General features: G+C 36.1%; 19 protein-coding genes. 17 read left to right on the top strand and 2 right to left on the bottom strand.

Annotated features, from left to right (window positions below; translation table 11 throughout):
• Positions 1–53 precede the first annotated feature (53 nt).
• The 17 genes from rho (at position 54) to KE503_RS01015 (ending at position 19,202) form a co-directional block, all read left to right on the top strand.
• A complete protein-coding gene (gene rho, locus KE503_RS00935; protein ID WP_022374624.1) occupies positions 54–1,403 on the top strand; it encodes a transcription termination factor Rho in 1,350 nt (449 codons plus the stop codon).
• A 129-nt stretch (positions 1,404–1,532) separates the two neighbouring features.
• Entirely contained in the window at positions 1,533–1,733 is a 201-nt protein-coding gene (gene rpmE / locus KE503_RS00940) for a 50S ribosomal protein L31 (protein WP_022374625.1), read from the top strand.
• A gap of 88 nt (positions 1,734–1,821) precedes the next feature.
• Entirely contained in the window at positions 1,822–2,769 is a 948-nt protein-coding gene (locus KE503_RS00945) for a DUF1385 domain-containing protein (protein ID WP_055196479.1), read from the top strand.
• A complete protein-coding gene (gene prmC, locus KE503_RS00950; RefSeq protein ID WP_022091989.1) occupies positions 2,762–3,613 on the top strand; it encodes a peptide chain release factor N(5)-glutamine methyltransferase in 852 nt (283 codons plus the stop codon). The genes KE503_RS00945 and prmC overlap by 8 nt, the downstream gene beginning before the upstream one ends.
• A gap of 1 nt (position 3,614) precedes the next feature.
• A complete protein-coding gene (gene prfA / locus KE503_RS00955) occupies positions 3,615–4,688 on the top strand; it encodes a peptide chain release factor 1 (RefSeq protein WP_009265461.1) in 1,074 nt (357 codons plus the stop codon).
• Between the two features lie 70 nt (positions 4,689–4,758).
• The gene (locus KE503_RS00960) at positions 4,759–6,657 is read left to right on the top strand and encodes an NAD(+) synthase (RefSeq protein ID WP_212384289.1); all 1,899 of its coding nucleotides are present in this window, start codon (positions 4,759–4,761) and stop codon (positions 6,655–6,657) included.
• Positions 6,658–6,937: 280 nt separating this feature from the next.
• Positions 6,938–7,918, top strand: a complete 981-nt coding sequence (locus KE503_RS00965; protein ID WP_212384290.1) for a sugar ABC transporter substrate-binding protein — start codon at positions 6,938–6,940, stop codon at positions 7,916–7,918.
• Between the two features lie 12 nt (positions 7,919–7,930).
• Positions 7,931–9,253: a sensor histidine kinase gene (locus KE503_RS00970; protein ID WP_008390541.1), complete on the top strand. Its 1,323-nt coding sequence runs from the start codon at positions 7,931–7,933 to the stop codon at positions 9,251–9,253.
• On the top strand, positions 9,250–9,918 hold the full coding sequence (locus KE503_RS00975) for a response regulator transcription factor (protein WP_009203604.1): 669 nt from the start codon (positions 9,250–9,252) through the stop codon (positions 9,916–9,918). The genes KE503_RS00970 and KE503_RS00975 overlap by 4 nt, the downstream gene beginning before the upstream one ends.
• Complete coding sequence (locus KE503_RS00980; RefSeq protein ID WP_212384291.1) at positions 9,919–11,238, top strand: ABC transporter substrate-binding protein; 1,320 nt, start codon at positions 9,919–9,921, stop codon at positions 11,236–11,238.
• A gap of 162 nt (positions 11,239–11,400) precedes the next feature.
• Positions 11,401–11,835, top strand: coding sequence for a PTS sugar transporter subunit IIA (locus tag KE503_RS00985; protein WP_212384292.1), 435 nt, complete (start codon positions 11,401–11,403; stop codon positions 11,833–11,835).
• Between the two features lie 20 nt (positions 11,836–11,855).
• A complete protein-coding gene (locus KE503_RS00990) occupies positions 11,856–12,353 on the top strand; it encodes a PTS system mannose/fructose/N-acetylgalactosamine-transporter subunit IIB (RefSeq protein ID WP_117944305.1) in 498 nt (165 codons plus the stop codon).
• Between the two features lie 26 nt (positions 12,354–12,379).
• The gene (locus KE503_RS00995) at positions 12,380–13,234 is read left to right on the top strand and encodes a PTS mannose/fructose/sorbose/N-acetylgalactosamine transporter subunit IIC (protein WP_008390531.1); all 855 of its coding nucleotides are present in this window, start codon (positions 12,380–12,382) and stop codon (positions 13,232–13,234) included.
• Position 13,235: 1 nt separating this feature from the next.
• On the top strand, positions 13,236–14,072 hold the full coding sequence (locus KE503_RS01000) for a PTS system mannose/fructose/sorbose family transporter subunit IID (protein WP_009265455.1): 837 nt from the start codon (positions 13,236–13,238) through the stop codon (positions 14,070–14,072).
• A 15-nt stretch (positions 14,073–14,087) separates the two neighbouring features.
• On the top strand, positions 14,088–14,372 hold the full coding sequence (locus KE503_RS01005) for a hypothetical protein (RefSeq protein ID WP_212384293.1): 285 nt from the start codon (positions 14,088–14,090) through the stop codon (positions 14,370–14,372).
• An 84-nt stretch (positions 14,373–14,456) separates the two neighbouring features.
• On the top strand, positions 14,457–18,278 hold the full coding sequence (locus KE503_RS01010; RefSeq protein WP_212384294.1) for a GH32 C-terminal domain-containing protein: 3,822 nt from the start codon (positions 14,457–14,459) through the stop codon (positions 18,276–18,278).
• 120 nt (positions 18,279–18,398) lie between these two features.
• Complete coding sequence (locus tag KE503_RS01015; RefSeq protein WP_242852094.1) at positions 18,399–19,202, top strand: Cof-type HAD-IIB family hydrolase; 804 nt, start codon at positions 18,399–18,401, stop codon at positions 19,200–19,202.
• Between the two features lie 196 nt (positions 19,203–19,398).
• On the opposite strand, the gene KE503_RS01020 is transcribed toward KE503_RS01015, so the two are convergent.
• Together KE503_RS01020 and KE503_RS01025 are read right to left on the bottom strand one after the other, a co-directional pair.
• Positions 19,399–20,316: a TIGR01212 family radical SAM protein gene (locus KE503_RS01020; protein ID WP_022374871.1), complete on the bottom strand. Its 918-nt coding sequence runs from the start codon at positions 20,314–20,316 to the stop codon at positions 19,399–19,401.
• Positions 20,317–20,633: 317 nt separating this feature from the next.
• Positions 20,634–21,419 (bottom strand): DUF6612 family protein, encoded by a 786-nt coding sequence (locus tag KE503_RS01025; protein WP_249182919.1) that lies wholly within the window; start codon positions 21,417–21,419, stop codon positions 20,634–20,636.
• Positions 21,420–21,475: the final 56 nt, after the last annotated feature.

Raw genomic sequence — 21,475 nt, forward strand, 5'->3', positions numbered from 1 at the left:
ATCGTTAAAGGATAGTTCATCCATTTTCCCAGGTAAAAGGAGAAAGAATCAATATGACATATGAAAAAAAATCGGTGATCGAATTGCGTGAAATTGCAAAAGAAAGAAAGATCAAAGGGATTTCAACATTAAAGAAGAAAGAATTAATTGAGACATTAGAAAAATATGATCAAGAGAATTATAAAGAAGTAAAATCTAAAGAAGAAACTCATGGAGAGCATCAGGGAAGAAAGCATTATCAGAAGGAATTCCCTAAAAATATCAAGAGCCTGGACAGTGGACAGAAAGCACATGGAATTCTGGAAGTTATGCCGGATGGTTATGGATTTATTCGTTGTGAAAATTATCTTCCAGGAGAAAATGATATTTATGTTTCCCCTGCACAGATTCGTAAGTTCAATTTAAAAACAGGAGATATCTTAACAGGTGCGATCCGCATCAAAACACAGAGTGAGAAATTCAGTGCGTTGTTATTTGTGGAATCTGTCAATGGATATGAGCCAGAGATGGCAGCAAGAAGACAGCATTTTGAAGATCTGACCCCAATCTTTCCACACGAAAGACTAAGCATGGAAACAGAGAAATCATCCATTCCAATGCGTATGGTCGATCTGTTATCGCCAGTTGGAAAAGGTCAGAGAGGAATGATCGTATCACCTCCAAAGACAGGAAAGACAACTTTGTTAAAACAGATGGCACAAAGTATCAGCAAGAATTATAAAGATATCAAATTGATCGTATTATTAATTGATGAGAGACCAGAAGAAGTTACAGATTTTAAGGAATCTATCGAAGGAAAGAATGTTGAAGTTATCTATTCTACATTTGATGAATTACCAGAACATCACAAGAGAGTATCAGAGATGGTATTAGAACGTGCAAAACGTCTGGTAGAACATAAAGAAGACGTTGTGATCCTTTTAGACAGTATCACAAGGCTGGCAAGAGCCTATAACCTTACAGTACCACCAAGTGGAAGAACATTAACTGGTGGACTTGATCCCGCAGCACTCTACATGCCAAAGAAATTTTTCGGTGCAGCCAGAAATATGAGAGAGGGCGGAAGTTTAACGATTCTTGCAACAGCACTTGTTGAGACAGGAAGCAAGATGGATGATGTGATCTTTGAAGAATTCAAAGGAACCGGTAACATGGAATTAGTTCTAAACCGCAAACTCGCAGAGAAGAGAATCTTCCCAGCTGTTGATATCGCCAAATCAGGAACAAGAAGAGAAGAATTATTACTTACAAAAGACGAGAGAGAAGTTGTCACAGCACTCCATAAAGAATTATCTGGAAATCGCTCCGAAGAATTTATGGAACAGATGCTTGATCTATTCAAGAGAACCAAGGACAACAAAGAGTTTGTCGCATTAACAAAAAGATCTTTATTAAGAAAATAAAAAAATGTTTGCAATTTCAAATAAATTGTGATAGAATAAAAAAGCTGTTTATTAAACAAGAAATGACGAAAGTCAAAGTATGTAAATGTTGGCAAAATCCAACAAATTTTTTAGAAGAGGTGAAAGAACATGCGTGAAGGAATCCATCCAAAGTATTATCAGGCAAAAGTAGTATGTAACTGTGGTAACGAATTCGTAACAGGATCTACAAAGGAAGATATCCACGTAGAAATCTGCTCAAAATGTCATTCATTCTACACAGGACAGCAGAAAGCTACTCAGGCTCGTGGACGTATTGATAAGTTCAATCGTAAATATGGTGTTAAGTAGAAAATTAAGAAATCAGGTTGAGGTTATCAAAATCTCAACCTTTTTTTTATGCAATGGGGAAGTCCCAACATAGTAATAGGAGATAACAATGGCGGTTCGTATTGGCGGGCAGGCAGTGATCGAAGGCGTAATGATGAAGAACATGGATCGTTATGCAGTATCCGTGCGAAAGCCCGATGGAAAGATAGAGACAAAAGTAGAAGAATGTGTAAGCTTCGCAGAGAAACATCCATTATTTAAATTACCGATCCTTCGTGGAATGGTAAACTTTTTAGAATCAATGGTGATCGGAATGCAGACGCTTAATTACTCTGCATCTTTTTATGAAGATGAAGAAGAACAAACAGAAGAAAAGACCGAACAGTTTTTGGAGAAATTTCTAGGAGAAAAAGCAGAGAAGGTAATCATGGGAATAGTCCTTGTATTTTCATTAGCAATTTCCATCGGATTATTTATGATCCTTCCATATATTGCATCAGAAGCAGCAGGAAAGCTAATTCATAATGAATACGGAATCCTGTTGATGGAAGGAGTGATCCGAATTGTGATTTTTCTTGGATACATTGTACTGATCTCACAGATGGAAGATATCAAACGGGTATTTATGTACCATGGAGCAGAACACAAAACGATCAACTGTTTAGAAGCAGGTGTGGAACTTACCACTGAAAATGTGGATAACTATTCAAGATTACACAAAAGATGTGGAACAAGTTTTATTTTTATCGTCATGATCATCAGTATGGTATTTTTCTTCTTTATAAGAGTGGATACCATCTGGTTACGAATCGTGTTAAGATTATTATTTTTACCATTGGTGGCTGGCGTTTCCTATGAATTTATCAGACTTGCAGGAAGCAGTGACCATCCACTTGTACAGATTTTCTCAAAACCAGGACTGGCACTTCAGAAACTGACAACGAAAGAACCAGATCATTCTATGATCGAAGTTGCGATCGCATCAGTGGAAGGCGTATTTGACTGGAGAGAATATCTGGATAGTCTGAATAAAGGGGAACAAAAAGAAGATGAATAGAAGAGAATGGGTCCTCTATGGACAGAAAGAACTAGAAGAAGCACAGATTGAGAATGCATCTGGTGATGCATGGTATTTATTTTCTGAATGTTTTCATATATCAAGGGAAGACTATCTGTTCGGAATGACGGATGAGATCAATGATAAAGAAGCAGAAGAAAGATATAAAGAATTGATTCAGAAGAGAAAAGAACATGTGCCATTGCAATATATTTTAGGAACACAGGAATTTATGGGATATACATTTAAGGTAACACCAGATGTGCTGATCCCAAGAGCAGATACAGAAACAGTATTGGAGGAAGTGCTTCTTAAGGTCCCGCAGACCTTAAAGAATCTGAAAATTTTGGATTTATGCACTGGTTCAGGATGTATTGCGATCAGTCTGGCATTGATTTTAAAGCCAGAAGTTTGTGTTGGAACGGATATTAGTGAAAAAGCATTAAAAATTGCAAAAGCTAATGGCGAAAATCTCGCACCTATGGTAAAATTTATTCAAAGTGACCTTTTTGAGAATGTCACAGGAAGCTATGATCTGATCATTTCGAATCCGCCCTATATTACAACGGAAGAATGTGGGAAGCTGATGCCGGAGGTAAAAGACTATGAACCGATGTTAGCACTCGATGGGAAGGAAGATGGACTTTATTTTTATAAGAAGATCATCAAAGAAGCGAAAAACTATTTAAATCCACAAGGAATGCTCGCATTTGAGATCGGATATGATCAGGGAGAAGCAGTGAAGAATTTGATGGAAGCACAGGATTTTGCCTGTGTTGAGATAAAAAAGGACCTGGCAGGATTAGACCGGCTGGTCTTTGGATTTGCAAGAGAAGGAGAATAAGATGTTTGATAAGTTAGAAGGTTTAGTAGATCGTCTGGACACTGTACTGCAGGAATTGAATGATCCAGATGTAGCAGGTAACCAGAATCGTTTCCGTGATCTGATGAAAGAACAAAATGAGCTGACACCGATCGTGGAAAAATACAAAGAATACAAAGCAGAGAAACAGAATATCGAAGATAGTTTGATGCTTTTAGAAGAAGAGTCTGACGAAGAGATGAAAGAACTTGCCAAGGAAGAACTGAATGAATCTAAGGCAAATGTGGAAAGATTAGAAGAAGAGTTAAAGATTCTCTTAATTCCAAAGGATCCAATGGATGACAAGAATATCATTGTTGAGATGCGTGCCGGTGCCGGTGGAGATGAAGCTGGGTTATTCGTCGCTGACGTTGCACGTATGTATCGAAATTATGCAGAAAGCAAACGTTGGAAAGTAAATACATTAAGTTTTAATGAGAGTGGAATCGGTGGATTTAAAGAACTTGTATTCATGGTATCTGGACAGGGTGCATACTCAAGATTCAAGTACGAAAGCGGTGTACACCGTGTACAGAGAATCCCTGCAACAGAGTCTGGAGGAAGAATCCATACATCTACAATTACGGTAGCGATCATGCCAGAAGTGGAAGATGTGGAAGTAGAAATTGATATGAACGATTGTAAGTTTGATGTATTCCGTGCATCAGGAAATGGTGGACAGTGTGTCAATACAACAGACTCTGCGGTACGTTTAACACATATTCCAACAGGAATCGTTGTATCATGCCAGGATGAAAAATCCCAGTTAAAGAATAAGGACAAAGCGTTAAAGGTATTACGTTCCCGTCTGTATGAATTAGAACAGCAGAAAGCACATGATGAAGAAGCAGCAAAGAGAAAGAGCCAGATCGGTACAGGAGACCGTTCTGAAAAGATCAGAACATACAATTATCCACAGGGTCGTGTTACAGATCACAGAATCAAGCTGACACTTCACAAATTAGATTCTATCATGAACGGTGATTTAGATGAATTGATCGACAGCTTAACAGCAGCAGATCAGGCAGCAAAATTAAGTAACATGGAAGAAGAATAATACAAAGAGATTTATAAGGGGTCAGGTGATCAAACCTGGCCCCTGCATATATTTAATTGAGGTATACAAAATGAAAGATGGATTTATCAAAGTTGCAGCCGCAACACCAAAGATCAAAGTGGCAGATCCTGCATACAATACAGAAGAAATTTTAAAGATCATCGATGAGACAGAAAAAAATGGAGCAAGTATTTTGGTATTTTCTGAATTAACGATCAGTGGATATACATGTGGTGATCTATTCTTGCAACAGCCACTTTTAACAGAATGTAAAAATCAGCTTTTAAGAATTGTGAAAGCAACTGAAAATAAGAGTATGTTAGTTGTTGTAGGATGTCCGATCGTTATAAAACAAAAATTATATAACTGTGCGATTGTGATCAGTGATGGCAGTATTTTAGGAATCGTGCCAAAAACACATTTACCAAACTATTCAGAATTTTATGAATTACGTCATTTTACATCTGGAGAAGGATTAGAAGAAGATCTTTGGTTTGGAGAAGAATTTGGTTATGTAAATGTAGCCGTGAATCAGTTATTCAAATGCAAAGAGATTCCAGAACTTGTGGTAGCATGTGAAATCTGTGAAGATCTCTGGGTACCACTTCCACCAAGCACATATCACGCAATGGCAGGAGCAACGGTGATCTGTAATCCATCTGCAAGTGTAGAGACAACAACAAAAGAATCTTATCGAAGAAGCCTTGTATCAAATCAGTCAGCAAGATTGTTAGCGGCTTATATCTATGCTGATGCAGGAGAAGGAGAATCCACACAGGATGTTGTATACAGTGGACACCATCTCATCTGTGAAAATGGTTCAGTTTTAGCAGAAGCAAAACGATTTACAAATGAGATTATCTATGCAGATATCGATGTGCAGAAATTGGCAGCAGAACGAAGAAAGATGACTTCTTTCCCAGGAGGCCAAACAGATGATTATTTTGAACAGGAATTTTCACTAGAAGTCAAAGAAAACAAGATCACAAGAACATTCCCGAAAGCACCATTTGTACCAGATAATCAAGATGAAAGAGATAAACGATGCGATGAAATCTTATCTTTACAGTCTATGGGACTTAAGAAACGTCTGGAACACACAAACTGCAAACATGCAGTCGTAGGAATTTCAGGTGGATTAGATTCCACATTAGCAGTCTTAGTTACAGCAAGAGCTTTTGATCTGTTAGACATTCCAAGAGAAAACCTGATCTGTGTGACAATGCCATGTTTTGGAACAACAGACAGAACTTACCAGAATGCCGTATCCCTGATCAAAGAATTAGGAGCGACACTCAAAGAAGTAAGAATCGAAAAAGCAGTCCGCCAGCATTTTGCAGATATCGGGCATGATGAAAATAACCACGATGTAACTTATGAAAACTCTCAGGCAAGAGAAAGAACACAGATTCTGATGGATATGGCAAATCAGTACAATGGTATGGTCATCGGAACTGGAGACATGTCAGAATTAGCGCTTGGCTGGGCAACATATAATGGCGATCATATGTCCATGTATGCAGTGAACTGTTCTGTACCAAAGACATTAGTACGCTATCTTGTACTCTATTATGCTGAAACAACAGATAATAAGAAATTATCTGAAGTACTGATGGATGTCCTAGACACACCAGTAAGTCCAGAATTACTTCCACCAGTTGACGGAGTCATTTCACAGAAGACAGAAGACTTAGTCGGACCATATGAACTGCACGATTTCTTCTTATATTATATGTTAAGATTCGGATTCCCAAAATCCAAATTATACCGCATGGCAAAATTAACATTTGATGGTGTATACGATGATGAAACGATCAAGAAATGGCTGGATAAATTCTATTGGAGATTCTTCAGCCAGCAGTTTAAACGTTCTTGCCTGCCAGATGGACCTAAGGTTGGTAGTGTAGCAGTATCACCGCGAGGAGATTTAAGAATGCCAAGTGACGCAAGTCCAACGGCATGGATCTAAAATAAATAAAAGCCAGTTGGAAACGCGCTTTCGCTCGACTCGCACGTAGCGGACACTAAATTCGACAGCGACGAATACTCGTCACTGCTCATTAAGTGCCGACGAGCTCCTACGGTTTTCAACTGGCTTTTATTTATTTTAGTGAAAGTTTGTTGGTAAAAATAAAGAACATAACTTGTTTTAGGATATGTGAAAATTTGTTGGAATTATAAATAAATTTCGTTATAATGATTATATATTACGGAAAGAAAATGCGAAAAAGAGGAATGAAAGAACAAATATGAATCAACAATCGAAAAGAAATCTAACCAATAAGATCATAAGCTTAACAGGAATCATGGTTTTTGTTTTTTTTATAGCAATCTATGTCAGTGTATGTTCAAATTATCTGAAAGGAAATAGAACAAGAAGAAAATTATTCGGGGCGACTTATATGACGATGAATAATGAATTCTATAAAGTGGTCAATAACCAGATCCGCATGCAGGTTGAGAAGAATGGAGATGAGATGATCACATTGGATCCGGCACTTGATCAGAAGAAGCAGAATGAGCAGATCAAACAGCTGGTTAAACGAAAGGTAGATGCAATCTTTTTAAATTCAGTCGACTGGAAAGAAGTAGAGTCTGGATTGAAGGCAGCGAAGAAAGCGAAGATTCCAGTGATCGTTATCGACTCACAGGTTTATAGAAATGATCTTGTCACAATGACGATCGTGTCAGATAACTACAAAGCAGGTGTTTTATGTGCAAAGGAAATGATGAAGCAAAAAGATCATGCGAATATTGTATTGTTAACACATAATGCAGCAAGATCTGCGGTAGATCGTATCAATGGATTTACAGATACGATCAAGAAAAATAAAAACTATAAGATCCTTGCATCTGCAGATACTCAGGGACAGATCGAACGTGCACTTCCCAAGGTAGATAAGATCATCGAAAAATACAAGAATATTGATGTCGTCATGGGATTAAATGACCCGGCAGCGATGGGAGCTTTAGCTGCTCTTGACAGTAAGGGGGCTAGAGAAGGTGTTCTCGTATACGGAATTGATGGATCTCCAGAAGGAAAGAAACTGATCAAAGAAGGTATGATGACAGGAACAGCAGCACAGTCTCCCAAACAGATGGCAGACACAGCGATCAATGCAGCATACAAGATTTTGCAAGGGAAAAAAGTAGAGAAGAAAAAGGTAATCTCTGTTCAAATGATAACAAAAAAGAATGTAGAGCAGACTGATATTAGCCGTTGGCAGTAAAGAGGAAATGATATGGATCGAAAAAATCAAAATTTATATTATATCAAGATTCTGATGGGAGTCATAAATTTCATCATTTTATCCTTCCTTTCTGCAGTTTTTATTTTAACATTAAATAAGATCAATTGTGATTTTGGAGCAAGGAATTTCTTAGAGAATATCACATATCTCCCAAACGAACCAGTGACATCAACAGTGTTGATATTTATTGCTTTTTTCTTATTGTTAGGCATTATAGAAATTCGAAGAAAACAAAGAAAAAGGCAACAGGTATCTGTGATCTTATATGCAGCAGAGATTTTGTTATGTCTGATCATTATTAAATTTGTTTATGTAAATTATAATGGAATCATTCTTCTTGTCATTGCAGATATTGTAACGGATATCAAAGATAAACACACTAGGGGAATTTTCTTTGTCATCATGGGAATGATATATTTATTCTCAGACTACGATATCATATCAATGTTTATAGATATGATATCGTTCCAACAATTTTTGAGTGTATACCCGGCGAAAGTCAGTATGATGATCCAAGGAACAAGAAATATACTAGTTGCATTGAATGCGATCGCATTTATTGCATACATGATCATTTTGATGAGAAATCAGATGAAAGAGAATGCAAGGATTGGATTGTTAAACCTTCAGCTTCAGACAGCCAATATACGTTTAAAAGAAATGAATGAACAGCTGAAGGACTATTCAGAGATGACAGAAAAAATGGCGGAGACAAGGGAACGAAATCGAATTGCCAGAGAGATTCATGACACACTGGGGCATACGATGACTGGACTGTCTGCAGGAATTGACGCATGTATCGCGATGATCGATTTTTCTGTAGATGCAACGAAAGAACAGTTAAATAAAATATCACAGGTTGCAAGGCAAGGAATTAAAGATATTCGAAGATCGGTCAATAAATTAAGACCAGATGCCTTAGAGCATAGTGGATTGCAAGAAGCTTTAGAAAAGATGATCAATGAGACGATGCAGGTATCAGATGTTAAGATTAATTATGATTGTCAGGTAGAGGTCTTGAAATTCAATCAAGATGAAGAAGATATGATCTATCGTGTAGTACAGGAAAGTATCACAAATGCGATCAGGCATGGAAAAGCGAAGCAGATTGATGTAAACTTATGGAAGGAAGATAAGTGGCTCAATCTAGAGATCAAAGACAATGGAATCGGATGTGAAGAGATTCATACAGGATTTGGATTGATCCATATCGAAGAGAGGATCAAGATGTTAAAAGGAACTGTAGAATATGATGGAAGTAATGGATTTAAAGTCACAGCAAGAATACCGATCAGATGGGGTGAAAAACTATGATTAAAGTAATGATAGCAGATGATCAGGAACTGATCAGACAAAGTTTACAAATCGTACTTGAGATGAAAGAAGGAATCGAAGTTACTGCAACTGCCAAGGACGGAAGAGAAGTCATTCAGGAAGTCAGGAAAGACAAGCCAGATGTTATTTTAATGGATGTGCGTATGCCAGAAATGGATGGAGTGCAATGTACACAGATCATCAAAGAACAATATCCAGATGTCAAGATCATTATTTTGACAACGTTCGATGATGATGAGTATGTATACAATGCATTAAAACATGGAGCAAGTGGTTATCTGTTAAAAGGAATTTCTATGGATGAATTAGAAAAAGCGATCAATACAGTACATAGCGGCGGGGCCATGATCAATCCAGAAGTGGCAACAAAGGTGGTCGATTTCTTCTCTGAAATGGCACAAAGCAATTATGATACATCAATTCATGCACAGAATGTAGAAGAGATCACAGATGCAGAATGGGAGATCATTAAATTAGTCGGAAGAGGCATGTCAAATAAAGAAATCTCGACGGAACTAAGCCTTTCCGAAGGAACTGTACGAAATTATCTCAGCACGATCTTAAGTAAACTAGACCTAAGAGACAGAACCCAGCTTGCAATCTGGGAAGTACAGTCAGGTTCAGCCAAATACGGGAGAAGATAGATGAGACAGAAACTAGAAAAATGGTGGAAACGAATCATTGCTGTTGGATTGGTCATAAGTTTATTATCTGTTGGTTTTGTGATCTATCCCAAACAACAAAAAATTGTTTTAACCTTTGGAATGTTCGCAGGAAACAAGTGGGATGTTCCAGATGATAATTGCTATCAGATGATCGATCAAGTAATCAAAGAATTTGAAAAAGAATATCCGAATGTCACGATCAAATACGAAAGTGGTGTGATGAAAGATGATTATTCAGAATGGCTGTCACAAAAGGCACTAAAAGGAGATCTGCCAGATGTTTTTATGGTCTTGCCAGAAGATTTTAGCACATTTTCATCCGTAGGAATGTTAAAGAACTTAGACTCCTATACAAAGATTGATAAAGCGTTCAAAAAAAGCAACTATTATGAAGGAAGTTATGATGCTGGAACCTATAAGGGAACGCAATATGCTCTTCCATATGAAAGTGTACCAACTTTGATGCTAGTCAATAAGACACTACTAAAAAAAGAGCATATCAAAATGCCAGGGAATCACTGGACTTGGGATGATTTTTATAAGATCTGTCAAAAAGTAACCAAAGATACCGATGGAGATGGCCGTTTAGACCAATTTGGTGTATATAATTATAAATGGAATGATGCAACTCTGAGCAATGGCGGAACATTGTTTAATCAAAGTGGAACAAAATGCAACTTGTCATCCGAACCAATTGAAAATGCGATTCTGTTTACAAAGAAGATTGAAAGAATATCATCATTTCGAAATCTAACCTCAGATGATTTTGACTCAGGAAATATTGCATTTCGTCCTATGACATTTTCAGAATTTAGAACGTATAAACCATATCCATGGAAAATCAATAAATACTTTGATTTCAAATGGGATTGTATCAGACTCCCTTCCGGACCAGATGGAGAGAATAAGACACAGGTAGATAATCTGCTGATGGGAATCAGCAATCAGACCAAGCAAGGAGATATGGCATGGCAGTTTTTAAAGAAATTATGTTATGAAACAAAGACACAGCAAAAGATCTTTCAGTATCGTCAGGGAATCTCACCATTAAAAGCTGTGACGAATTCAAAACAAGCACAGCAGGTATTAGAAAAAAGCATGGGTGAGAATATGACAGATAAAATGAAATTGTTAGATGAACTCATGAACAATGCCTTGCAGATTCCAAAATTCCGAAGATACAATGAAGCCTACCAAAAGATTGACAGTGAGATGACAAAAATTCTTACAGATGAAGAAGAATTTGATTCCAATATCTTGAAACTAAAACAGGAGATTGATAAGCTTTTAAATCAGTAATAATAAGAAGATCAAAACAAACAAAACACAAATATGACATTTGTCACATAAAAAGGGACATTTGTAAATTGAAAGTCATGACAATTTACAGATGTCCTTTTTTTGCGTGATTGGTAGAATAAGCTTGTAAATAAGAGATAGGAAAAAAGAAAGGAGAAGAGGATGAAATACGTAGTATTAGTCAGCCACGGAACATTTGCACCAGGACTTCACAGTGTACTTAAGATGTTAGCTGGTGGAGAAAGAGAAGACGTGATCAGCGTTGGATTAGAGGACGGAATGAGTGCTGATGAATTTGCAGAGAAATTTAGCAATGCGATCAGCAAGATCACAGAAGACGATGAGATCATTCTTCTTGGTGACATTGTGGGTGGATCACCTCTTACAAATGCAATTGAACAGGTATCAAACAAAGGACTGATTGGTAAGACCATGATCTTTGGAGGAATGAACCTGGCAATGGCATTAACAGCAACATTAATGAAAGACGGCGTAGACACAGACATGCTAAAAGATAGCTTGATCAATGAGGCAAAAGACGCAGTGAAAGAATTTGTTATGACACCAGTAAATGATGATGACGAAGATGATATTTAAGAAGTAGGGAGGAAAATATTATGTCAGTTTCATTTTTAAGAATTGATGACCGTATGATTCATGGTCAGACAGTAACACGTTGGTCACTAGAGTATCCATGCGATGGGCTGATCGCAGTGAACGACAAAGCAGCAACAACAGATGCACTTAAGATGGCATACAAGAGTGCCAGCACAAAGAAAACATTTGTTTGGACATATGAAGCATGGAAAAAGAAAAACCAGAAAGTATTAGACAGCAAAGACAATTACTTCCTGATCACAAAAGATCCAATCCAGATGAAGAAGATCTTAGTGGATGATGGATTTGTTCCAAGTGATGTAAAGAAAGTAATCGTAGGACCATGTAATGACAGACCAGGAGCTGTCAAACTTGGTAATAACCAATCTATTACACAGGAAGAAGCAGAAGCTTTAGAAGCAATCAGCAAAGCTGGTTATGAAATCGAATTTGCACTGATCAAAGAAGCGTCCATCGGAACATGGGACAAATTCAGAGGTCAGTTTGGATTTAACTAAAAAACCAATAGAGAGGAGAAACTATTATGACAATTAGTTGGTTACAAGCAATCATTTTAGGTATTTTTGCCTGCTTATCCAGTATGCCTGGTATGGGAGGTACAACCATTGGTAACTACACATTAGGAAGACCATTAGTTGCAGGTCTTGTCTGTGGTATCGTACTTGGAGATATTCAGGCAGGTGTTTTAGTCGGTGCGGCAATGCAGGTTGTATATATCGCATTGGTTACACCAGGAGGAACTGTATCAGCAGACGTTCGTGCCGTATCTTATATCGGTATTCCACTGGCAATGTTAGCATTAAATTCATACGGATTAGATCCTGCATCAGCAAAAGGTATCTCCATGGCAACATCATTTGGAGCAATGGTAGGAACAATCGGTACAGTATTATTCTATGGAACAGCAACGATCAACCTTGTATGGCAGCACATTGGATGGCAGGCCGTTGAAAAAGGTGAATTCAAGAGATTATACGTTGTAGATATGGTTCTTCCATGGATTTCTCATATCATCTGCAGTTTCTTACCAGCAGTTGTAATGTGTAAATTAGGAGTTCCAGTTGTAGAAGCGATCAAAACAACATTACCAATGGATGGAATTGCAATGAAAACACTGTTTACAGTAGGTAGCTTACTTCCTTGCGTAGGTATTGCGATCTTATTAAAACAGGTAGTAACAAAAGCAGTTGACTTTATACCATTCTTCTTCGGATTTACATTAGCAGCAAGTATGGGATTAAACCTTGTATCAGTAACAGTTGTAGCAGCAATGTTCGCAATTATTTACTACAACATTAAAATGGTAGGAATCAGAGCAAAAGAAGCAGCCTTAGCTTCTGGCGGTTCCTTTGACGATGATGACGAGGAGGATATTTAATATGGCAGAGAAAAAACTATCTAAAAAAGCGTTAAATAAATCATTCCGTAACTGGGCTTATGGAAACTTAACATGTTTCTCTCAGGAACATATGCAGACATTTGGTTATCTGTGTGCAATGCTTCCATTGGTAGAAGAGTTATATGATACAAAAGAAGAACAGAAAGAAGCAATGAATACATACACAGCTTTCTTTAATACAGAACCACAGGTTGGATCTATCATCGTAGGTATCACAGCTGGTCTTGAGGAAGCAAAAGCAAATGGAAATGAAGATATCGATGCAGAAGCGATCAATGGTATCCGTGCCGGTCTTATGGGACCTTTAGCAGGTATTGGTGATTCCTTAGTTGTAGGTACATTAATTCCTATCTTACTTGGTATCGCACTGGGATTATCAACAGGTGGATCTGTCGTAGGACCAATCTTCTATATCGTAGCATGGAATTTGATTATGGCATTTGGAATGAAGTTCTTATACTTCAAAGGATATGAACTGGGTGGAAAAGCCGTAGATATCCTGGTTGGTGAGCAAGCAACCGCGATCCGTGAAGCAATCGTTATGTTAGGAACAATGGTTGTTGGATCTGTAGCAGCAACATGGGTATCAGTAAAAACATCATTCCATCTCGTAAACAGTGCAGGAAAAGAATTCTTAAATCTTCAGAATCAGTTAGACGGAGTATATCCAGGATTCTTAACAGCAGCTTTTGTAATCTTCTGTTGGTGGTTAATGTCAAAGAAAAAAGTATCTCCAGTTGTTACAATGTTGATCTTAGTAGTTGTAGCATTTATCGGAGTTATGATTGGATTCTTTAACCCAGGATTAAAATACTAAGAAAGGAAGTATATTATGACAACACAAACAAGAGCACAGCAGCTAAAAGAAATTGAATTTCAGACACAAATGCTCAATAACCTCAAAAAATGGATTCGCAATCTCATTATTTTATCCTCTATCGGAATCATACTTGCGTACTGGGGACTAGGTGTCCAAAGTAAAATGCCATTTACAGTATTTGGTGTAGTTGGAGTGATCATTACGATCATCAGTGTGATACTTTGTGTTGTCATAGGACTTGGGATAAAGAGAGGCAAAGAAAACATAGATAAGATTATACAATTGATTAAAGCATAGGTATAAGAACTTATTGTTTTTTGAGTGAAAAGGACGATTATAGTTTGATCGTCCTTTTTTTGTACAAAGAAAGAAGGAAAAATTATGAGAAAAATAAGTCCAAGATTATTGGCACTAATGATGGCAGGAGCTGTTACAGTTACCTCCATAACACCAGTAACAGGATATCAAACGATTACTGTAAATGCTGCAACAGATAGTCAGGAGAAAGAGGCAGCGCAAGGATATCAAACGAATTTAACAGGTTTTGATTATAAGAAAGGTGATTGGAAAGAAACAAAAGATGGTCTGTACAGCAATGCAGTTGATAAAGGAGACTGTTTTGCATTCAGTAAAACAACAGCTAAGAATTTTGTATATTCTACAGACGTAACATTTAAGAGAAATCAAGGTGCAGCAACATTAATTTTCCGTTGTAATAATAATCTTGATAATAAAGAATGCTATGCGGTAAATATCGATGGAGGTTCGCATAAATGCAAGTTTTGGCGATGGCAGGAAAATAGTGATTATCAGTTGATTGATGAAAAAGAAGTAAAAGCAACGGATGATGAGAAATATACTTTAAAAGTAGTGGCTTACGATTCATGGATTTCTTATTATGTAAATGATACTTTGATAGCAAGTACAGGTGATTATACACTTCAAAAAGGCGACAAAGGACAGAGTACTGTTTTGACAGAAGGTTCTCTTGGTCTATTAAATTGGAATGGTGAGATGACATTCCAAAATACCTATTATACAGAATTAAATGATCAAAACACACCAGAGTTAAAAAATATCTCGGTATCTTCCTCAACTGGAGATGTGGAGAAAGCAGCACAATTTACATCCACAGAACCAATTATGATTCAGTATGTAAAGAATAATGCAGAAACAGTAGACTTGAATATCGAAAAGAAAAATAAAAATGCAGATGTACAGGTTGAATATGATGGAAAAACATATAACGATGGAAAGAATATTCCAGTTAAAGTTGGTAAGAATTACATTACAGTAAAGAGCACAGTTCAGGGAGAAAATGGACAGACAGCAACTTTAACATATCGTGTAAATGTGCATCGCCGAGCAGCAGATAAAACTTATTATAATGAAGCATACAGAAATCAGTATCATTATTCTGTAAAGGACGGATGGGGAAATGATTTAAATGGATTGGTTAAGTATAAAGGAACATATCACATGTTTTATCAGTTCTATGATGATACAAAATGGGGACCAATGCATTGGGCACATGCAACAAGTAAAGATTTGATCCATTGGGAAGAACAGCCAATTGCATTATATCCAGATGCAAATGGAGCTATGTTTTCAGGATGTATTGTAGCGGATGAAAAGAATACATCAGGACTTTTTGGTAACGGCAATGAAGGTGGATTAGTTGCATTGATCACAGCAGATGGAAATGGACAACGTATTAAAGTTGCCTATAGTACAGATGAAGGAAAAACTTGGAAAAAAACAAATAAAATTGCAGCAGACTGGTCAAAAGATCCATTAAAAAATAGAGATTTCCGAGATCCTAAAGTTTTTAGATGGGAAAATAAATGGTTCATGGTAATTGCAGGCGGACCACTTCGTATTTATTCATCAGACAATCTGACAGATTGGAAATGTGAATCTACATATGCAGATCTTCATACAGAGTGCCCTGACCTTTATCCAATTGAAACAAAAGATGGTGTGAAATGGGTACTTTCCCGCGGTGGAAGATCTTATAAAGTCGGTGATTTTAAACAAGTTGATGGAAAATGGAAATTTGTTGCAGATGAAGCTTACAAAAACAGTGACGGTGTTATGAACTTTGGTAAGGATTCTTATGCAGCAATGACATATTATGTACAAGACTTCGGAACACAGGAAAATCCAACGATTCCAGAGATTATTGAAGGAAATTGGATGAATACATGGGATGATTATTGTAATAAAGTTGCAGATACTGTAGGACAGAATTTTAATGGAACTTATAATCTGAATCTTAAAGTAGGATTAAAACAGGAAAATGGAAAATACGTTTTAACACAGACACCAATTAGTGCATATGAGAGTTTAAGAGATGCAGAAAATAAGATTTCTTATAAAAATGTTACAATTTCAGAAGATAATGATCTCTTAAAGGATTTTGCAAAGGATACATATGAGATTGTTGCTAAATTTAAACCATCAGAGAAAACAAAGAAAGTTGGGTTCAGACTGAGAAAGAATCAAAATGATACAGAATATACCGATGTAATTTATGATTTAGAAAATGAGAAACTATCTATCGATAGAAGTAAATCAGGAAAGATTATCAGTCAAGAATTCAAAAAAATAAATGAGCAGTCTAATGTGAAAAAGAATGAAGATGGTTCTGTAGAATTACATATTTATGTAGACAAAGCCAGTGTCGAAGTATTTAGCAGTAATAATACAGCAGCAGGAGCGAACCAGATATTCCCAACACCAACAAGTTTAGGAGCATCTGTTCTAGTAGAAGGTGATCCTGTAAAAGCAGATATTGATATTTATCCAATGAAGTCAATTTGGACAGATAAGGAAGAATTGACAGATGTGGAATCTGTTGGATCTATGCAGAATGAGAACCAGACATTATATGCTGGTGATAGTGTAGAATTAAGTGCATATGTATTTCCAATTTCTATGGATCAGACGATAACATGGGATGTTACAGAAGGAAAAGATGTTGTAAGTATCAAAGAGTCAGATGGAAAAGCAGTTGTAACAGCATTAAAATCAGGAAAAGCAACAGTTACTGCATCGAGTAAATCAGATCCATCAAAGAAAAAGATATTTACGATTAATGTAAAAGAAAATAACTTCAAAACAAACATTAAGAAATTTGTAAATGTAAGTGGTAATTGGACGATTGATGGAGAAGTGTTATCAGATTCCAACCAGTCTGCAAATGATTTTTATATGTCTGAAGATGCGGTAGTTAATGAAAAATCAACAATAGAAGCGGATATGTCCTTTGAAAAAGGATTAGTTAACTTAATTTTTGCATCAAAATCAACGGATCCAAATGGAGCATATTGTCTTCAGTTTGTTCCAGGTAGTAACAAAGTGCGCTTGTTCAGAATGTATAAAGATGGTGATATTGCAGTAGGAGAGATGTCTTCTAGCATTAGTGATGGATCATATCATCATGTGAAGATTGAAAAAGAAGCAAATGCAGTGAAAGTATATGTAGATGATAAGGAATGCTTAAATTATACTTTTGATGCAGATAAAGAGTCAGACAAAGATTTCTTTGATATCAAAACTGGATATATGGGACTTGGTTTATGGGATGGTGCAGTAAGTTTCAAGAATTTATATGTAGATAAAAAAGAAGAAACAAAACCATCAGAGCCAACAAAACCATCAGAAAAACCAAAAACAATTTCAGTAACATTAAAAGGTAATGGTGGAAAAACTGTTACAACAATAAATAAAACAAAAGCTGGAACTAAATTACCAGGATGGAATAAAACAAAATATAAAGCTGCTGGTAAGAAAGGTTATGTATTTGCAGGATGGACTTATAAAGGAAAAGTTGTTAATAAAGTACCTGCTTCAGATAAAAATATTGTATTAACAGCAAAATTTGTTAAAATCAAAGTAGAAACAGCGAAACTATCATCTTTGAAAGGTAAGTCTGGAAAAGGAACAGGATTTGTAGCGAAATCTATCAAATACACAAATAAATATGGAGAAAAACGAGGATTTAGATTCCGTTATTCTACAAGTAAAAAGATGAAATCTGCAAAATACAAAACAACAGGTTTAGCGAAAAACGTTTATACCAAAACAGGTCTGAAAAAAGGTAAGAAATATTACGTACAGGTTCGTTATTACTATTATGATTCAACAAATCAGAAAGTATATGGAACATATTCTAAAGCAAAATCAGTGAAAGCATATTAAAGATCCAAGACCTAAAAAAAGGAGAAAGCCATCTGGAACATTTTATCCTCGCCAGATGGCTTTTCTTACTTTATAATAGAAGAAATGGATAACAAAGTAGAAAAATGAAAGGATGAAGACATGATGAAAAAATATAAAGCAGTATTCAGTGACATTGATGGAACATTATTAAATTCAAAGCATCAGATACCAGAAAGTACAAAAGAAAAAATAAAACAGATCAATGAAAATGGAATTCCATATGTCTTAGTATCCGCAAGAATGCCCAAAGGTATGACAGCTATCAGAGCAGAATTAGGGGCGAAGAGTCCAATGATCTGCTATAGTGGTGCCTTAGTTGTTGATGAAGAAGATCATCCAATCTACAGTGTGGCAATGCCACAAGAAGTTGCCATGAAGTTATGCAGAAGAGTCTATGAGTTGAATCCAAAGATTTCTATCAACATTTACACAAACGATGAATGGCTGGTAAAAGATAAAAAAGAATACTGGGCAGCTCAGGAAAGTGATATCACAGGCGTGATTCCACAAGAAGTATCCTTTGAAGATGAAGAAGTCTATAAAGAAGTGCATAAAGTATTATGTATGGGTGATAAAGCAGATATTGCTGCATTGGAACAACAGTTAGTGAAAGAATTTCCACAGATCAGAATCTATCGATCTAAGGACACCTACTTAGAGATCATGTCCATGAAAGCATCCAAATCTGATGCAATCCACATGTTAAAAGATCATTTTCATGTAAAACAGGAAGAGACAATGGCATTTGGAGATAATTTCAATGACATCGATATGATCAGATACGCAGGACTTGGAGTCGCCATGGGGAATGCAACCGATGAGGTAAAAGAGGCAGCAGATATTATCACAGATATCAATGATAACGAAGGAGAGCGCCAGATCTTAGATAAATATTTTAAATAGGAAGAAGCATTATATAAAATATAGTACAAGGGTATAATAGCAAGAGCCATAAAATAAACGTAATCTTAGAGATGAAATAGTTTATTTTATGGCCCTTTTTTTCTTAAATATAACAAATATTTATATAAATTAGTAGAGCTATTTGAAAATGCATCAAATTACATGATCATGTTCCTGAAGAATACACAACTAAAAATCACAACAGATCTCCTTGCTTAATATCAAGAATCTTCATCTCATGCGAAATCGTATTTAAAACTTTCCGCTTATGAAGACTCCAAACAGGAGCGATCAACAGATTTTTCGGGCCATCCCCGGTCAATCGATGAATCACGATCTCAGGACTTAAATTTTCAATACATTTTAAAAGCAGATCAACATAAGAATCCAAAGTAAAAACATCAAATGGATGTTCTTCATAATAAGCTGCCAGATCTGTATTCTTCAAAATATGCAGCATAGAAAATTTCACTCCATGAACAGGAAGTTGATTTAAATAACGAACCGATTCAAGCATCATATCAGTTGTTTCACCAGGAAGTCCAAGGATCAGATGAACAACCGTCAGCACTCCAATTTTATGAAGATTCAAAACCGCCTCATCAAAACAAGACAAAGGATATCCACGCCTGATAAATGAAGCAGTCTTTTCATGAATTGTCTGTAATCCAAGTTCCACAAACACAGGTTTGATCTGATTCAAACGCTCAAGCAGGTTAAGAACTTCAGGAGGCAGACAATCAGGTCTTGTACCGATCGCAAGAGCAACAATTCTTGGATCATGGATCGCTTCCATATATAAAGATTCTAATTTCTCAATAGGACCATAAGTGTTTGTGAATGCTTGAAAATAAGCAATATACTTTCCGTTCTCAATCTTCTTAGAAACCATCTCAATTCCAGCAGAGATCTGATCTGTTACAGATAAGCAGGATGAAGAAGCGAAATCTCCAGATCCTCCTTCACTGCAGAAAATACAGCCGCCAGTTCCAAGTGTTCCATCTCGATTTGGACATGTAAAACCGCCATCTAAAGATACTTTATAAATTTTCTCACCAAAATAATTTTTTAAAAAGCTGTCAAACGAATAATAACGTTTCCCGTGCCAATTCATAAGATCATAACTCCTAACTACAAGTTTGTTATATACAAGATAGCATGAAAAATGTGGAAATTCCAGTGATTTTAAGTTACAAAATGTTCATAAAACTATTTTCAGATCAATATTTACTATGATTGACAGTATTTCCTACAAAAGAGTATAATATTTTATGTCGAATTATGTCTATTGAACATAAAAACAGAGACAATGAGAGAATATCTTGCCAATAAACGAATATAAAATAAAAATCCCTTTTCTATTTATATCGAAAAGTTTGTATTTAACTTATCATGTAAATAGGAAAAGGGATTTTTTATATTCTTTGTTCACTAATTGTTAGAAGATACTTCCTGATAGGTATTTAAATCTTTTGGAAGTGAAACAGTAACAGATTTTCCAGGATTATGATAAATAAGATCCATTTTCAAAGTTATTTTTCCAACTTCATTACTGTTACTTTCTATTACCATTTTGATAGATTCTTTCACAGGAAGATCTTTATCATTGAGCGTTTTTTTACCAGACATAGAAGTGATCTTAATAGAATCACTGCCGCCTGTGATCGCAGACATGGAATTTGTGATATTCTCAACATATTTATTTAATCCATCACTGTTAATACTATAACTGATGACGTTGTTACCATCATCTTCACTAAGTTTAAGATCTTTATAATATTTGATCGGCAAAGTTGACTGTCCTGTGGTTGATTGAATTTGTTTTTGGAGACTGGCGATATCCATTTTCATTTTCTGCTTTGTACCATTAGAATTCATATAATAATATCCATCTGCATAATACATTGTCATGTTAATATTCTGACCAAGCATATTGATGGTAGAAGTCATGGACATTTTGAGGTTATCTTTTTTTAGTGTTTGAAGTTTGGTATCGAAGTTCATCTTAAAATTAATTGTTGATTGAGATCCCTCTTTTCCCGTTTCAATTGTATAAGAGGCATTTCCATTAAAATCAGCATCTTTTAGACTGCTGCTTTGTTTAAGAGATGACTGCATAACTTCTTTTGCTGTTCGTTTCTTCTGACATGCTGTAATTGAAAAAAGCAGGATGCAGGATAGAAACAATGCACTGATTTTTTTCATTTTTGCTTTCATAATAAAGTCCTCCATAAAAGCGTTGATAGTTATGTTCATAGTTTACCACAAATCAA

This window comes from Anaerostipes sp. Marseille-Q3525 (assembly GCF_018223505.1).
Lineage (GTDB): Bacteria > Bacillota > Clostridia > Lachnospirales > Lachnospiraceae > Anaerostipes > Anaerostipes amylophilus.

Coding starts and splice junctions, on each gene's coding strand:
- KE503_RS00975 (WP_009203604.1), top strand. CDS start 9,250: ATGATTAAAGTAATGATAGCAGATGATCAGGAACTGATCAGACAAAGT.
- rho (WP_022374624.1), top strand. CDS start 54: ATGACATATGAAAAAAAATCGGTGATCGAATTGCGTGAAATTGCAAAA.
- KE503_RS00970 (WP_008390541.1), top strand. CDS start 7,931: ATGGATCGAAAAAATCAAAATTTATATTATATCAAGATTCTGATGGGA.
- KE503_RS01020 (WP_022374871.1), bottom strand. CDS start 20,316: ATGAATTGGCACGGGAAACGTTATTATTCGTTTGACAGCTTTTTAAAA.
- KE503_RS01015 (WP_242852094.1), top strand. CDS start 18,399: ATGATGAAAAAATATAAAGCAGTATTCAGTGACATTGATGGAACATTA.
- prfA (WP_009265461.1), top strand. CDS start 3,615: ATGTTTGATAAGTTAGAAGGTTTAGTAGATCGTCTGGACACTGTACTG.
- KE503_RS00960 (WP_212384289.1), top strand. CDS start 4,759: ATGAAAGATGGATTTATCAAAGTTGCAGCCGCAACACCAAAGATCAAA.
- KE503_RS00945 (WP_055196479.1), top strand. CDS start 1,822: ATGGCGGTTCGTATTGGCGGGCAGGCAGTGATCGAAGGCGTAATGATG.
- prmC (WP_022091989.1), top strand. CDS start 2,762: ATGAATAGAAGAGAATGGGTCCTCTATGGACAGAAAGAACTAGAAGAA.
- KE503_RS00980 (WP_212384291.1), top strand. CDS start 9,919: ATGAGACAGAAACTAGAAAAATGGTGGAAACGAATCATTGCTGTTGGA.
- KE503_RS01005 (WP_212384293.1), top strand. CDS start 14,088: ATGACAACACAAACAAGAGCACAGCAGCTAAAAGAAATTGAATTTCAG.
- KE503_RS00965 (WP_212384290.1), top strand. CDS start 6,938: ATGAATCAACAATCGAAAAGAAATCTAACCAATAAGATCATAAGCTTA.
- KE503_RS01010 (WP_212384294.1), top strand. CDS start 14,457: ATGAGAAAAATAAGTCCAAGATTATTGGCACTAATGATGGCAGGAGCT.
- KE503_RS01000 (WP_009265455.1), top strand. CDS start 13,236: ATGGCAGAGAAAAAACTATCTAAAAAAGCGTTAAATAAATCATTCCGT.
- KE503_RS00990 (WP_117944305.1), top strand. CDS start 11,856: ATGTCAGTTTCATTTTTAAGAATTGATGACCGTATGATTCATGGTCAG.
- KE503_RS00995 (WP_008390531.1), top strand. CDS start 12,380: ATGACAATTAGTTGGTTACAAGCAATCATTTTAGGTATTTTTGCCTGC.
- KE503_RS01025 (WP_249182919.1), bottom strand. CDS start 21,419: ATGAAAGCAAAAATGAAAAAAATCAGTGCATTGTTTCTATCCTGCATC.
- rpmE (WP_022374625.1), top strand. CDS start 1,533: ATGCGTGAAGGAATCCATCCAAAGTATTATCAGGCAAAAGTAGTATGT.
- KE503_RS00985 (WP_212384292.1), top strand. CDS start 11,401: ATGAAATACGTAGTATTAGTCAGCCACGGAACATTTGCACCAGGACTT.